We start from the raw sequence: 12931 nt of genomic DNA, 5'->3' as shown, positions 1-12931 counted from the left end.
AATAGTCCCCAGTCCCATGCACGAGCTCCCGAGGAGGAGTGTTGACTGCCGAGGCCCTGCCCGCCGAGCTGCGGCGTGCGATCGTCCAGATCGCCCGCACGCCGCGCCTGCTGGTCGCTTGCGACTACGACGGCACGCTGGCACCCATCACCCTCAACCCGGACGAGGCACGCCCGCTGCCCGAGTCCGTGGGCGCCCTCAGATCGCTCGCCGGTCTGCACGAGACGACGACCGCGGTCATCTCCGGCCGCGCCCTGCGTGACCTGGCGACGCTCTCACGGCTGCCCTCCGAGGTGAACCTCGTCGGCAGCCACGGCTCGGAGTTCGACATCGGCTTCATCCACGCCCTCGACGAGAAGGCGCGGGAGCTGCACCGGCGGCTGGAGGCCGAGCTGGAGCAGCTCGTGCTGGACGTCCCGGGCGTGTCCCTGGAGGTCAAGCCGGCGAGCATCGCGGTGCACGTGCGCCGCGCCGAGCACGAGGCCGGGCGCCGCGTGCTCGCGGACGTCCACAACGGACCGTCCACATGGGAGGGCGTGTCGACCACCGACGGCAAGGAGGTGGTCGAGCTCGCGGTCGTCCAGACGGACAAGGGCCGCGCGCTCGACATCCTGCGCCACCAGGTCGGCGCCACCGCGGCGATCTTCCTCGGCGACGACGTCACCGACGAGAAGGCCTTCGCCCGCCTGTCCGGCCCGGACCTGGGCATCAAGGTCGGCGACGGCGAGACACTGGCCGGGTACCGCGTCCCGGACACCGTGGACGTCGCGCTGGTGCTGGCGTTCATGCTCGAAGAGCGGCGCAACTGGCTCTACGGCGAGTCGGCGCCGCCGATCGAGCGGCTGTCGATGCTGGCCAACGAGCGCTCGGTCGCGCTGCTGACGCCGGACGCGAAGCTGACCTGGCTCTGCCACCCCGGCCCGGACGCGCCCGCGGTGTTCGCCGACCTGCTCGGCGGCGAGGGGGCCGGCCACTTCTCCATCAAGCCGCACCGCAACGGCCTCCCGCTCGGCCAGCGCTACCTGCCGAACACGATGACGGTCGAGACGCGCTGGTCGCGCCTGCTCGTCACCGACTACCTCGAGCCGGAGAGCCCGCAGCACCGGACGGACCTGATCCGCGTCGTCTCCGGCGAGGCGGTGGCCAGCGTGAAGTTCGCGCCGCGCCCCGAGTTCGGCGGCGTGCCGGTGAAGCTGGAGATCACCGAGGGCGGCGTGCGGGTGCTCGGCACGTCGGAGCCGTTCGTGCTGTACTCGCCGGGCGTCGAGTGGACCATCACCTCCGACGGCCTGCACGACACCGCGACGGCGCTGGTCCAGCCGACGCCGACCCAGCCGGTCGTGCTGGAGCTGCGCTGCGGCACCACGGACCTCGGCCCGCACGAACTGTCCGAAGTGGAGCGGCGCGACCGCGCCGGCCGCTACTGGAGCGAGTGGACGTCGAAGCTGCGGCTCCCGACGGTGCAGACCGACCTGGTGCTGCGCTCCGCGCTGACGCTGCGCGGCCTGGTCAACACCGACACCGGCGGCGTGCTGGCCGCGGCGACGTCGTCGCTGCCGGAGGAGATCGGCGGCGTTCGCAACTGGGACTACCGCTACTGCTGGATCCGCGACGCCGCGATGACCGTGCGGGAGCTGGTGCACCTGGGCTCGCTCGAGGAGGCCGAGGGCTACCTCAAGTGGCTGCACGGCGTGCTCGCCACGCTGGCCGGCCCGGAGCGGCTGCACCCGCTGTACACGTTGGCGGGCAGCGTGATCGGCGCCGAAGCGGTCATCGAATCGCTGCCCGGTTATGCCGGTTCTCGCCCGGTTCGGGTCGGCAACCTGGCGAACCACCAGGTGCAGCTGGACGTCTTCGGCCCGGTCGTCGAGCTGGTCGGCACGCTGGCCGCGGCGCGCACCGAACTGCGCGACGAGGACTGGCAGCTGGTCCGCGCGATGGCGGAAGCCGTGACGCGGCGTTGGAACGAGCCCGACCACGGGATCTGGGAGGAGCGGCACGTGCCGCGCCACCGGGTCTACTCCCGCGTCATGTGCTGGGTGACCATCGACCGCGCGATCAAGCTCGGCGAGCAGTACGGCCGCGAGATCCCCGGCAACTGGCACGGGTTGCGCGAGGAGATCAAGCGCGACGTCCTCACCCACGGCTGGAACGACGAGGTCCAGGCCTTCACCACGGCCTACGACGGCACGGACCTCGACGCGGCTTCGCTGTTCGTCGGGCTCACCGGCCTGATCGACCCGGCCGACGAGCGGTTCCAGCAGACGGTGACCGCGATCGAGGCGGAGCTGCGCAGTGGGTCCACTGTGTACCGTTACCGCCGCGACGACGGCCTTCCGGGCGGTGAGGGCGGCTTCCACATCTGCGCGGCGTGGCTGATCGAGGCGTACCTGCTCACCGGGCGGCGCACCGAGGCCCAGGAGCTGTTCGACCAGATCGTCGCGGCCGCCGGCCCGACGGGCCTGCTGCCGGAGCAGTACGACCCGATCGCCGAACGGTCCCTCGGCAATCATCCGCAGGCGTATTCGCACATCGGGCTGATCCGGTGCGCCAACTTGCTGGCGGCCAGTTAGCCCTTTCGGTCCGAACTGCCGTCAAGGCCACCTTGCGGGCGTCCGACGCCCGTAAAGTGGCCTTGACGGCATTCGGAGGTGGTGGATGCAGGGAACTTTCGGTCAGGTCGAGTTCGTGCCGCTGCCACCCCGGTTCGCCGACCGGGTGCGCTGGGGCTCGGTGGTCGTCGGGTGCTCGATGATCGCCGGGATGGTGCTGCTGTTCGGGCTCACGACGTTCCTGGAGGGCATCGTCCACGGCCACGCGTTCCCCGACGCGCTGGTCGGGAAGGCCGCGACGGTGCTGCCGCCGCTGGGCGTGCTGGCGATCGCGGTGCTGGTGCTCTCGTCGCGCCGGTGCCTGCGCGGCGACTACCTGGTGGTGGCGAGTGCGGCGTCGGCCCGCAACGCGCTGGTGTTCACGTACGTGCTGACGCTCGTGCTGATCCTCGGGTCCTTCGCGGTGCCGATCGTGTTCCGGGTGTGGCGCGACACCCCGCAGTTCCGGGCGCCGGACCTGCTCACGACGTTCTCGACGCTCGCCTTCGCCACCATGGGCTTCCTGGCGGGGATGTTCTACGTGCGGCCGTCGGTGCAGACGCTCCGGAAGTTCAGCGACCACCCGATTTGGTGAGGAACGCCGACCACGCGGCGGCGCTCAGGTGCAGTTCGCCTTCGGGCGCCTTGGAATCCCGCACACCGATCGGCGCACCCAGGGAGACCTCAACACAGTCGCTACCCTGACCGCTGGTGCTGTAGCTGCTCTTGAACCACCGTGCGTCTACAGTGGACACCGCAGCCTCCCCGATCAGAGCCGTTCGATCAGCGCGATCGAATCCTCCGCATCCAGGGCCCGATCGGCGAAATCCTTGAACGCCAGCTTAGCAGCGGAAACCTCGCCCTCCTTTTCAACATGGACCGAGCCGAAGATGTGCTCGACGTAGGCGACATCAGGTTCTTCGGCATCCTCGAAGCTTGCGATGATGAGGTTGCCGTTCTGCCCGTCGTAGGCACCGGCATCTTCCGGCACGACCTGCAGCGTCACGTTCGGCAGCCGCGCCCGGTCGACCAGGTGCCGCAACTGCTCCTCCTGCTCCGCCCGCCCGAGGATCGGCTTCCGGATCGCGTGCTCGTCGACGATCGCGTGGTACTTCAGGGTGGGCGCGTCGGTGAGCCGCAGCTGCCGCAGCAGTCGCACGGTGACCTCGTTTTCCAGCACCTTCGGCTTCATCGGCCGCCGCCCGGCGGCGAAGACCTCGCGCATGTACGCCTCGGTCTGCAGCAGCCCGGGGATGTAGCCGAACTGGAAGACCCGCACCTTGCTCGCCTCGGCCTCGATCGGCAGGAACCCGCGGTTGCCCACGCCGTAGTGGTGCCACCAGCCCTTCTCCTTGGCGCGGTCGTAGGCGGAGATGTACTCGTCCCAGTCCGAAACGACCACGTTGTACCGGTCCAGCAGCGCCCGGAAGTCGTGGTAGGGCGGCAGGTAGCCCATCTCGATGCGGGACATCTTGCTCGTCGACATGCGCAGCGGCGCACCGGCTTCGTCCTGCGTCATGCCGAGCCGTTCGCGCATCCGCTTCAGCTGGCGCCCCATCTGCCGGGCGGGCAGGTTCGGCTCACCCACGTCGTCTGACCCCTCGGAACCACATGGGCACGGATAGTAAGGCCCGGGTCCGACAATCTGGGATTCCCGCATGCACAAGTTTCTTTGCATAGTTTCCTTTGCACGGCTACTGTGGCGTCATGACCAGCGCTCCACCACCGGAAGAACTCGACCCGGACGCCCTCAAGGCCGTCACGCACCCGCTGCGTCGCCGGATACTCGGCGTGTTGTCGGCCGGCCCGGCGACGGCCACGAAGCTCGCACAGGCCCTGGGCGAGAACAGCGGCGCGACCAGCTACCACCTGCGGGAGCTGGCGCGGTTCGGGTTCGTCGAAGACGTCCCGGAGCTGGCGCGGGGCAAGGAACGGTGGTGGCGGACGCGGCCACGGGACATCCGCTGGCCGCGCCGCAGCGAGCAGAGCGCCGAGTCCCGGGTGCTGTTCGACGACATGCAGCGCCAGGGGTTCGAGGAAGACCTCGAGAAGCTCAACCGGTTCGCGGAAAAGCGGGACGAGCTGCCCGGCGACTGGCCGGACGCGCTGCTCTACGCACGCGGCGGCACCTGGCTCACCGCGGAGGAACTGACGCAGTTCTGGAACGACTACATGGAGCTGTTCCGGCGGTACTGGCGAGCCGAGGACGACCGGTCACCGGAAGCGCGGCGCGTGCTCGTGCGCCTGCTCGCGTTCCCGGAACCAGGGGAATGACATGACAGGGGGACGCACATGCGAACAGGGGCACTGCTACTGGCCGGGGTGATCCTGGCTTTCCCGGCACCGCCGGCGTCAGCCGCCGACAGCTCGGACGTGACGTTCACGAACGGCGGCGTGACGTTGCACGGCAGCGTCGTCGCACCGCCCGGCGGCACGAAACTGCCGGGGCTGGTGATGGTCCACGGCTCGGGGGCGCACAGCCGCGAGGACTACCGCGATCAGGCGGAAGCCTTTGCGCGGCAAGGGATAGCGACACTCATCTACGACAAGCGCACCGAGGGGTACTCGCAGTTCTCGCGGTCGTATTCGACGCTTGCGGACGACGCGCTGGCCGCCGTCGAGGCGTTGCGGAAACGGCCGGAAGTCGATCCTGCACGGGTCGGCGTCTGGGGGTTGAGCGAAGGCGGCTGGGTGGCACCGCTGGCGGCTTCCCGTTCTTCTCACGTCGCGTTCGTCGTGACGCTGGGGGCGAACGGCGTCGAGCCGTCGCGGCAGCAGGCGTGGGCGACCGAAAACCAGCTGCGGCAACTGGACATGGCCGGGTCGATGGTGCGGATGGCGTCGTCGACGATGATGCGCCAGCTCGTCGGCGGCGGCGTGTTCCCGGAGGCGCACTACGACCCGGTGCCGGTGCTGAAGAGCCTGCGTCAGCCGGTGCTCGGCCTGTGGGGCGCGAAGGACGTCCTGACGCCGCCGGGAGAAGCCGTCCGGCTCTTCCGGGAGTCGTTGGCGCACTACACGTTGCGGGTCTTCCCGGACGCGCAGCACCAGCTGCGCCGGACCTCCGACGGCTACGACAAGCTGCCCGGCTACGCGCCGGGCTACCTCGAACTGGTGGGCACGTGGGTGCACGACGTGCCCGCCGCTTCGTCCGCCGACGCGCCGCCCGCGCAGGACCGGCCGAGCTTCGCGCTCACGCCGTTGGCTTGGTACGAGTCGACCTGGCTGCAACTCGCGGTACTGGTGTTCTTGCTGGCGGCGTTCGGCTTCGGACTGGGCCGCGGCGCGGCACGGCCCGCCCGCTGGCTGGCGGCTACCGGGCTGCTCACGGTGGTCGGCTTCGTGGTCGTCGACGTGCTGATCCAGGTCACCATGGGCAAGGGACTGGGCCCGGTGCTCGGGGGCCGTCCGTTGCCGTGGCTGGCGTTGCAGCTGCTGTCCCTGGGCGCGGTGGCCGCCGCCATCGGCACGGCAGTGGCGTGGTGGCGCCACCGCACCCCACGGCTGGGCGTCGTGCTGGCCGGCGGCGTGGTGTTCGTCCCCTGGGCGATTTACTGGGGGCTACTGGGCGTGTAGCCGCCGTGAACGCTCGCGGGCGCTGCGGGCAACAGGGGGCATGCAGGTGATCCAAGACGGCGCGGAGGTGTGGGGCCACGACCGGCCCGACCTCGGCGGTGCCGATCCCGGGCCGGCGTTCACCCGGCTCTTCGACGTCCACGCCCCGCTGCTGCGCCGGTACCTCGCGCGACGCGTCGGCGCCGAGACCGCGAACGACCTCGTCGCCGAGACGTTCCTCGTCGCGCTGCGCCGGCGGACGACCTACCGGCCGGACCTCGGCACCGCCCGGTCGTGGCTCTACGGCATCGCGACGAACCTGCTGCGCCACCAGGTGCGGTCCGAGCTGCGCGGCCTGCACGCCACCGCCCGGCTCGCGCGCGCCGGCGAGCTCAGCCACGCGCCGCACGACGGGCGCGTCGCCGAGCAGGTCGACGCGCAGACCCGGGCCGCGCAGCTGGCCGGGGCCCTGGCCCAGCTCAGCCCGGCCGACCGGGACACGCTGCTGCTCGTGTCGTGGGCCGGGCTCGACCCCGCCGAGGTCGCCGAGGTCCTCGGCATCCCGCCGAGCACCGTCCGGTCGCGGCTGCACCGCATCCGGCGCTGGCTGCGGACCAACGCCCCGCAGAACACGAAGGAGGCCCAGAACCGTGGCTGACGACAACGTCCGGCCCATCTGGTCCGACGCCGAGCTCGACACGGCCCTCGCCGACCTGCACGCCGACCCCGGATCCGACGACGACCTCGCCTTCGTCCGGACGTCGCTGCTGGCCGCCGCGGGCGCTCCGCCCGAAAAGGAGCCGGCCGCACGACCGAAGTCCCGCGGCTCGTGGCGCTGGATCGCGGTGGCGGCCGCGGTCGCCGCGCTGACCGGCGGCTTGGTCGTCGCCACCCAGGTGACCGACCGGGAACCGGCCGTCGTCACGCCGGCCGTGCCCGGCCTCGACCAGCTGCGCGGCACGGACCTCCCGGTCAGCCCCGGCGAGTTCCGGCACACGACCAGCTCGATGTGGTTCCGGACCAAGGGTCCCGGCGGCGAACCGGCCGGCTACCTCGGCACGCTGACGGAGCTGTGGATCCCCGCGGACCCGGCCACGCCGTGGCATCTGCGGTCGAAGGCCTCGAACGACCTCCCCGGCCTGGCGGTCCCGGCACCGCACCTGAATCCGGTCCCCCTGCACTCGGAGGACCAGTTGTCGGGTCCCGGCGGGCTGTTCCCGACCGCCGGGTACAACCTCCCGGCCGGCTTCGCGGGTTCGTGGAACATCCCGACGGCGAAGTTCATCGCGACCTTGCCCGCCGACGCCGACCGGTTGCGCACCCGGCTGCTGGCCGACCGGAGCACGACGTCGCATTCGCCGAGCCCGGAAACGCCCAACAGCCCCGCGCTGGTCATCCGGATGGCCTACCAGGTGCTGGAGACGGGCCTGCCCCGCGGCGACGTCCGGGTCGCGCTCTGGCGGGCGCTCTCCCGGATCGACGGCATCGTGACGGCCCCGGGCACGCGCGCGCCGGACGGCCGCACGGGCATCGGGTTCACCGCCCGCGCCACGGGTGAGACGCTGATCGCCGACCCGGCGACGGCGCAGCTCATCGGCCGGACCGAACCCCCGGACCCCACTCCCGGCACCTCCAGGCCGAAGTCCGGGCTGCCCGCGTCCCCGCAGCAGGTCTGGCTCGCGGTGAGCTACTGGTACACGGTCACCGAGACCGACCACTGAGCCGCCCCGGAGGGCGTTCCCGCGGCGGGGACGCCCTCCGCTCAGCGTGCGTGGTTGGCCGCGTTCAACGCATCCGCGACGTTCGCCACCTCCAGGACCCGGATCCCGGCCGGCGGCTTTCCCGAGTCCGGGGGCACCAGCGCGTGCGTGAACCCCAGCCGGGCCGCCTCGGCCAGCCGTCGCCCCACGCTCGGCACCCGGCGGATCTCGCCCGCCAGCCCCACTTCGCCCACCGAGACCAGCCGCGGCGACAATGCCACGTCGCCGAACGACGACGTCAACGCCAGCACCACCGCGAGGTCGATCCCCGGCTCGGTGATCTTCATGCCGCCGACGGTGGCCGTGTAGACGTCCTTGTCGCCGAGCTTCAGCCCGCCGCGCTTCTCCAGCACCGCCAGGACCATCGCCACCCGCGCCGAGTCCAGCCCGCTCACCGCACGGCGCGGCTGGGGCGCCGACGTCGACGACACGAGCGCCTGGACCTCGCCGAGCAGCGGCCGCTTGCCCTCCATCGACACCGTGATCGCCGTGCCCGGCACCGGCTCCGCCGTGCGGCTGATGAACAGGCCCGACGGGTCCGGCACCCCGACGATGCCTTCTTCCTGCAGCTCGAAGCAGCCGATCTCGTCGGACGCGCCGAACCGGTTCTTGATGCCGCGGAGCATCCGCAGCGTCGAATGCTTGTCGCCCTCGAACTGCAGCACCACGTCCACCAGGTGCTCCAGCACGCGCGGGCCGGCCACCGAGCCGTCCTTCGTGACGTGGCCCACCAGCACCACCGGCAGCCCGCGCTCCTTGGCCAGCGCGACCAGCCCGGACGTCACCGCCCGGACCTGCGTCACCCCGCCCGGTGAGCCCTCGACCTGCGGCGACGCCATCGTCTGCACCGAGTCGACGATCAGCATGCCCGGCTTGACGTCGTCGACGTGCCCGAGGATGGCCGCGAGGTCACTCTCGGCGGCCAGGTACATGCGGTCGTGGACGTTCCCGGTTCGCTCAGCGCGCAACCGGACCTGGCCCGCGGACTCCTCGCCCGTGACGTACAGGGACCGGTCGACCGTCTTCGCCCACTGGTAGGCGACTTCGAGCAGCAGGGTCGACTTGCCGACGCCGGGCTCACCCGCGAGCAGCACCACGGCGCCGGGCACGAGGCCACCGCCCAGCACCCGGTCGAGTTCGGAGACGGCGGTCCGCCGGGCTCGCGCGGCTTCGACGTCGACCTCGCCGATCGGCCGCGCGGGCGCACTGGGTGCCCCGGCGGCGACGCGCTGGATGGCCGGCCTGGACGGGGCCCCGCGTTCCTCGAGGGTGCCCCACTCCTGGCACTCCGGACACCGGCCCAGCCACTTGGCCGCTTCGTACCCGCAGCTCCCGCAGCGGTAGGTGGTCCCTTTCTTCACCCCGCGAGGCTATCGGCGACCACCGACAAAACCGGGGACCTACTCCTTGACGTGCGCCGGAGCCGCGACAGGCAGCTGCACGGTCAGCTGGCCCGCGTTCTGGAACACGAACGTCACGCTGATGGTCTGTCCCGGCCACAGCGGCTGCTTCAGCGCGGGCAGCGTCACGGTGGCCTGGCCGACCTTCTCGGGCGCCGTCGGCGTCGCGGCCGGGCCGGACGACGGGGCCTCGGACGTCGACGACGCCGTCAGGCTGCCCGGCGTGTTGGTCTCCGAACCGGTGGCGCTCGAGCTGGTCGGCGTCGAGGCCGACGACGACGAGGCCGGCGCGCTCGGCGGTGTGGTCAGCACCTCATTGGTGGATTCGACGGCGTCGTCCGGGCCGATCACCAGGGAGTGCCCGGCGACGACGACCTTCGAGCCGCCGATGGTCGCCTGGGTGCCGTCGGCCGTCACCGAGACGAGCGAGTCGTCCTGGGGGCCGACGTTCACGACCGTCAGCGTCAGCGCCGGGGTCGCGCCGGCCGGATAGCCCACGCCGGACGTCGGGTACTGCACCGCGGCGTCACGCAGGACGAGGGTCTTGACCTGGGCATACGTGCCGTTGACCGCGGGCTGCTGCGTGTCGGTCTGGGTGATCTGGCCGGCCCCGCACCCGGCGAGCACGAGCGCGGCACCGAGCGCCAGCACGCCCGCGCCGAGCACGCGACGATTCTGCAGCCTCACGTCGCAGTCCTTCCCTTTTCACGGCCTCGTCCCCGCGAAGACTAGCCGGGGGCGATCTCCCGGGCAGAACCGGTCCGCGTTGCGCCCAAGATCAACCGTCCACAAAGGATTTCCCAGTGTCCGGCGGAACCCGTCGCGGTCACCTGCATGAGCATGGGGGTCGGACGTTTGTCAACCCCCGCTCAGGCCGCTGACCTGCGAGGACGAGTCCGGCCCGCTAGGTGGGCGCTGGCGGACCGTGCTAGGATGGAGTCAGCGAAAGGGGCAGAGGACACATGGTTTTCAAGGTCGGAGAGACCGTCGTCTACCCGCACCACGGTGCCGCACTCATCGAAGCCATCGAGACCCGCGTGATCAAGGGCGAGGAAAAGAAGTACCTCGTTCTCAAGGTCGCGCAAGGGGATCTCACGGTTCGCGTGCCCGCTGACAACGCCGAGATCGTAGGCGTGCGCGATGTCGTCGGGCAAGAAGGACTGGACAAGGTCTTCGACGTTCTGCGTGCTCCGCACACCGAGGAGCCAACCAACTGGTCTCGTCGGTACAAGGCCAACCTCGAGAAGCTCGCCTCCGGCGATGTGAACAAGGTGGCCGAAGTGGTGCGCGACCTCTGGCGGCGAGAGAAGGACCGCGGGCTTTCGGCAGGCGAGAAGCGCATGCTCGCCAAGGCGCGGCAAATTCTGGTCAGCGAGCTCGCGCTCGCGGAGGGCACCGACGAGGACAAGGCTGAAGTCCTCCTCGACGAAGTTCTGGAAACCGCGACGGTGTGAGCCCAGGGGCGTCCTGCTCGACGGGCGGGCAGGTGCCTCTACGATCGCGAACCGATGAACGTCGTCGCGATCGTGACCGTCGCACATCATGCCTCCGACGGAGAGCTAGCTCTCACGCCGGTCCATGGTGAAGCGCTACTCACGCACACCGTGCGGGGGCTGCTTGACGTACCGGAAATCGATCTGGTGCTCGTGGCGGCCCCCCAGCGGTGTGCTTCGTCGTTTTCCGAGGCGGTCGGTGGCCTCGAAAAGCATGACCTCGAAAAACGTGTCCTCGGCTGCCAGGTCGTCCCCGGCTCGCCGCGGCAGGCCCTCGCCGCCGTCGAGCCCGATCTTTCCCTCGACTCAGTTGTACTCCTTCACGACGCGCTGCGGGCCTTCATTCCTGCGGCGACCGTGCGTGAGGTCATCAACGCGGTCGGTGACGCATCGGTCGTCGTGCCCGTTCTGCCGATGGCGGACACGGTGAAGGTGACCGATGCCTCGCTCATCGTCGGCACCGAGGACCGCTCGCGGCTGCGCACGGCCCAGACCCCGATCGGCTACACCCTCGAGGCCTTCCGCTCGGCCGAACCGTGGGACGTCACCGGCGCGGCGATCGTGGCCGGCCACCCGGACGCGATGCGCGTCACGACCGATTTCGAACTTTCCCTGGCCGAGGCGATCGCGGCGGCACCCAAGAACGAGGAGACGCTGTGAGGATCGGCAACGGGGTCGACGTCCACCCGGTCGAAGCGGGCCGCGAGTGCTGGATGGCGGGCCTGCTGTGGCCGGGCGTGGACGGTTGCGCGGGCCATTCGGACGGCGACGTGGCCGCGCACGCCCTGTGCGACGCGCTCCTGTCGGCGGCGGGCCTCGGCGACCTCGGCGCGGTGTTCGGCACGGGCAACCCCCGCATGGACGGCGCACACGGCGCGGACATGCTCGCGGAGGTCCGCGACCTGATCTCGGCGGCGGGCTGGCGGGTGGGCAACGCGTCGGTCCAGATCGTGGGAAACGCGCCCCGCGTGGGGAAGCGGCGCGAAGAGGCCCAGAAGGTCCTGTCGGAGGCGGTCGGCGGCCCGGTGAGCGTGTCCGGCACGACGTCGGACGGCTTGGGTCTGACCGGCCGCGGCGAGGGCGTCGCGGCCTTCGCGACGGCCCTGCTGCTGGCGGCGGAATAGGCTCGCTCGGGTTGGGTTGTCCACATCCGGGCCGAGATGTGGACAGCGAGGCCGTAGCCGCGGCGACCTCCGCTTTCGTCGGACAGGCCCGATACGCTGGACAAGGGCACCCCCAGAGGAGGCGGGAACTGGCTGCGAGCCGGCCCGCCCCGGAATAGTGCCGCGCCGGCGCCGGTTCGGCGTGATATGGCCCTCACCCTCTCGGACGGTGTCCGCGCGCTGATCGACGGCAGGAACTTCGCCACCGTCGCCACGATCGACCCGGACGGCGGCCCCCAGACCTCCGTCGTCTGGATCGGCCTTGACGACGGCGACCTCGTCTTCAGCGCGACCGAGGACCGCCGGAAGGTCCGCAACCTGCGCCGTGACCCGCGCGTCAGCGTCTCGATCACCGATGCCGCCAACCCATACCGGCACACCCAGCTCCGCGGCCGGGTCACCATCGAGCCCGACCCCGGCAAGACTCTCCCGAAGACCCTCAGCCACAAGTACCTCGCCCAGGACCCGCCGCCCGAAGGCCCCGAGGCGAAACGCGTCGTCGTCCGGCTCAAAGCCGAAAAGATCGCCGGCAACGTCGAATAGGGTCCAGACCATGGGCGTGACATTCAACGAGGCCACCAAGGCCCTGCTCGACGGCCGCAACTACCCCGTCGTCGCCACCACCAACGCCGACGGCTCGCCGCAGAGCTCCGTCGTCTGGGCGCGCCGGGACGGCGACACCGTGCTCTTCGTGACCGTCCAGGGCCGGCGCAAGGAACGCAACATCCAGCGCGATCCGCGCGTCTCGCTGTCCGTCTTCGACCTCGCCGATCCCGAGAACTACGTCGAGATCCGTGGCCGCGCCGAAGTGACCGTCGAGGGTGGTCGCGAGCTGAACGACGAGCTGGCCCGCAAGTACACCGGCACGGTGTTCCCGCCCGAGCCGCCGGAGGTCGTGCGCGTGCTCGTGCGCGTGGTCCCCGAACACGTCACAGGGCATTCGGCCTGACGATCCCGTTAGGCTGGAAA

The 12931-nt window shown here is 70.9% G+C and carries 15 protein-coding genes; 11 read left to right on the top strand and 4 right to left on the bottom strand.

The features are described 5' to 3' along the window. Nucleotides 1-41: 41 nt before the first annotated feature. Nucleotides 42-2573: a trehalose-phosphatase gene (gene otsB / locus OG738_RS14790; protein ID WP_442875899.1), complete on the top strand. Its 2532-nt coding sequence runs from the start codon at nucleotides 42-44 to the stop codon at nucleotides 2571-2573. An 85-nt stretch (nucleotides 2574-2658) separates the two neighbouring features. Beyond that, nucleotides 2659-3186, top strand: coding sequence for a hypothetical protein (locus tag OG738_RS14785; RefSeq protein ID WP_329054437.1), 528 nt, complete (start codon nucleotides 2659-2661; stop codon nucleotides 3184-3186). On the opposite strand, the gene OG738_RS14780 is transcribed toward OG738_RS14785, so the two are convergent. Beyond that, the gene (locus OG738_RS14780; protein ID WP_329054435.1) at nucleotides 3164-3346 is read right to left on the bottom strand and encodes a DUF397 domain-containing protein; all 183 of its coding nucleotides are present in this window, start codon (nucleotides 3344-3346) and stop codon (nucleotides 3164-3166) included. The two genes, OG738_RS14785 and OG738_RS14780, sit on opposite strands and share 23 nt — an antisense overlap. Nucleotides 3347-3360: 14 nt before the next feature. Further along, nucleotides 3361-4179: a helix-turn-helix domain-containing protein gene (locus tag OG738_RS14775; RefSeq protein WP_329054433.1), complete on the bottom strand. Its 819-nt coding sequence runs from the start codon at nucleotides 4177-4179 to the stop codon at nucleotides 3361-3363. A gap of 119 nt (nucleotides 4180-4298) precedes the next feature. Here OG738_RS14775 and OG738_RS14770 point away from each other — a divergent pair, with 119 nt between their 5' ends. The 4 genes from OG738_RS14770 to OG738_RS14755 are packed head-to-tail and all read left to right on the top strand — an operon-like array spanning nucleotide 4299 to nucleotide 7867. Then, entirely contained in the window at nucleotides 4299-4865 is a 567-nt protein-coding gene (locus tag OG738_RS14770) for an ArsR/SmtB family transcription factor (RefSeq protein ID WP_329054431.1), read from the top strand. Between the two features lie 18 nt (nucleotides 4866-4883). Further along, a complete protein-coding gene (locus OG738_RS14765; protein ID WP_329054430.1) occupies nucleotides 4884-6167 on the top strand; it encodes an alpha/beta hydrolase family protein in 1284 nt (427 codons plus the stop codon). Nucleotides 6168-6207: 40 nt separating this feature from the next. Beyond that, nucleotides 6208-6804 carry an RNA polymerase sigma factor gene (locus OG738_RS14760; protein WP_329054428.1) on the top strand — a complete coding sequence of 199 codons (597 nt, stop codon included), beginning with the start codon at nucleotides 6208-6210 and terminating at the stop codon, nucleotides 6802-6804. Next, a complete protein-coding gene (locus OG738_RS14755; protein ID WP_329054426.1) occupies nucleotides 6797-7867 on the top strand; it encodes a CU044_5270 family protein in 1071 nt (356 codons plus the stop codon). The genes OG738_RS14760 and OG738_RS14755 overlap by 8 nt, the downstream gene beginning before the upstream one ends. A 41-nt stretch (nucleotides 7868-7908) precedes the next feature. Here OG738_RS14755 and radA read toward each other — a convergent pair whose 3' ends face one another. Both radA and OG738_RS14745 read right to left on the bottom strand, forming a co-directional pair. Further along, entirely contained in the window at nucleotides 7909-9267 is a 1359-nt protein-coding gene (radA, locus tag OG738_RS14750) for a DNA repair protein RadA (protein ID WP_329054425.1), read from the bottom strand. A 39-nt stretch (nucleotides 9268-9306) separates the two neighbouring features. Beyond that, a complete protein-coding gene (locus OG738_RS14745) occupies nucleotides 9307-9993 on the bottom strand; it encodes a hypothetical protein (RefSeq protein WP_329054423.1) in 687 nt (228 codons plus the stop codon). Nucleotides 9994-10268: 275 nt separating this feature from the next. On the opposite strand from OG738_RS14745, the gene OG738_RS14740 reads away from it, so the two are divergent. The 5 genes from OG738_RS14740 (at nucleotide 10269) to OG738_RS14720 (ending at nucleotide 12911) form a co-directional block, all read left to right on the top strand. Further along, nucleotides 10269-10760 (top strand): CarD family transcriptional regulator, encoded by a 492-nt coding sequence (locus tag OG738_RS14740; RefSeq protein WP_004559016.1) that lies wholly within the window; start codon nucleotides 10269-10271, stop codon nucleotides 10758-10760. A 54-nt stretch (nucleotides 10761-10814) separates the two neighbouring features. Further along, on the top strand, nucleotides 10815-11459 hold the full coding sequence (locus OG738_RS14735) for an IspD/TarI family cytidylyltransferase (RefSeq protein ID WP_329054418.1): 645 nt from the start codon (nucleotides 10815-10817) through the stop codon (nucleotides 11457-11459). Next, on the top strand, nucleotides 11456-11923 hold the full coding sequence (gene ispF, locus OG738_RS14730) for a 2-C-methyl-D-erythritol 2,4-cyclodiphosphate synthase (protein WP_329054416.1): 468 nt from the start codon (nucleotides 11456-11458) through the stop codon (nucleotides 11921-11923). The genes OG738_RS14735 and ispF overlap by 4 nt, the downstream gene beginning before the upstream one ends. Before the next feature lie 186 nt (nucleotides 11924-12109). Further along, nucleotides 12110-12505, top strand: coding sequence for a PPOX class F420-dependent oxidoreductase (locus OG738_RS14725; RefSeq protein ID WP_329054414.1), 396 nt, complete (start codon nucleotides 12110-12112; stop codon nucleotides 12503-12505). 10 nt (nucleotides 12506-12515) lie between these two features. Next, nucleotides 12516-12911 carry a PPOX class F420-dependent oxidoreductase gene (locus OG738_RS14720; protein WP_329054412.1) on the top strand — a complete coding sequence of 132 codons (396 nt, stop codon included), beginning with the start codon at nucleotides 12516-12518 and terminating at the stop codon, nucleotides 12909-12911. Nucleotides 12912-12931: the final 20 nt, after the last annotated feature.

It is taken from the genome of Amycolatopsis sp. NBC_01488, assembly GCF_036227105.1.
In the GTDB taxonomy this organism is placed as follows: Bacteria; Actinomycetota; Actinomycetes; order Mycobacteriales; family Pseudonocardiaceae; genus Amycolatopsis.
This window is presented reverse-complemented; position numbering and strand designations above follow the sequence as displayed.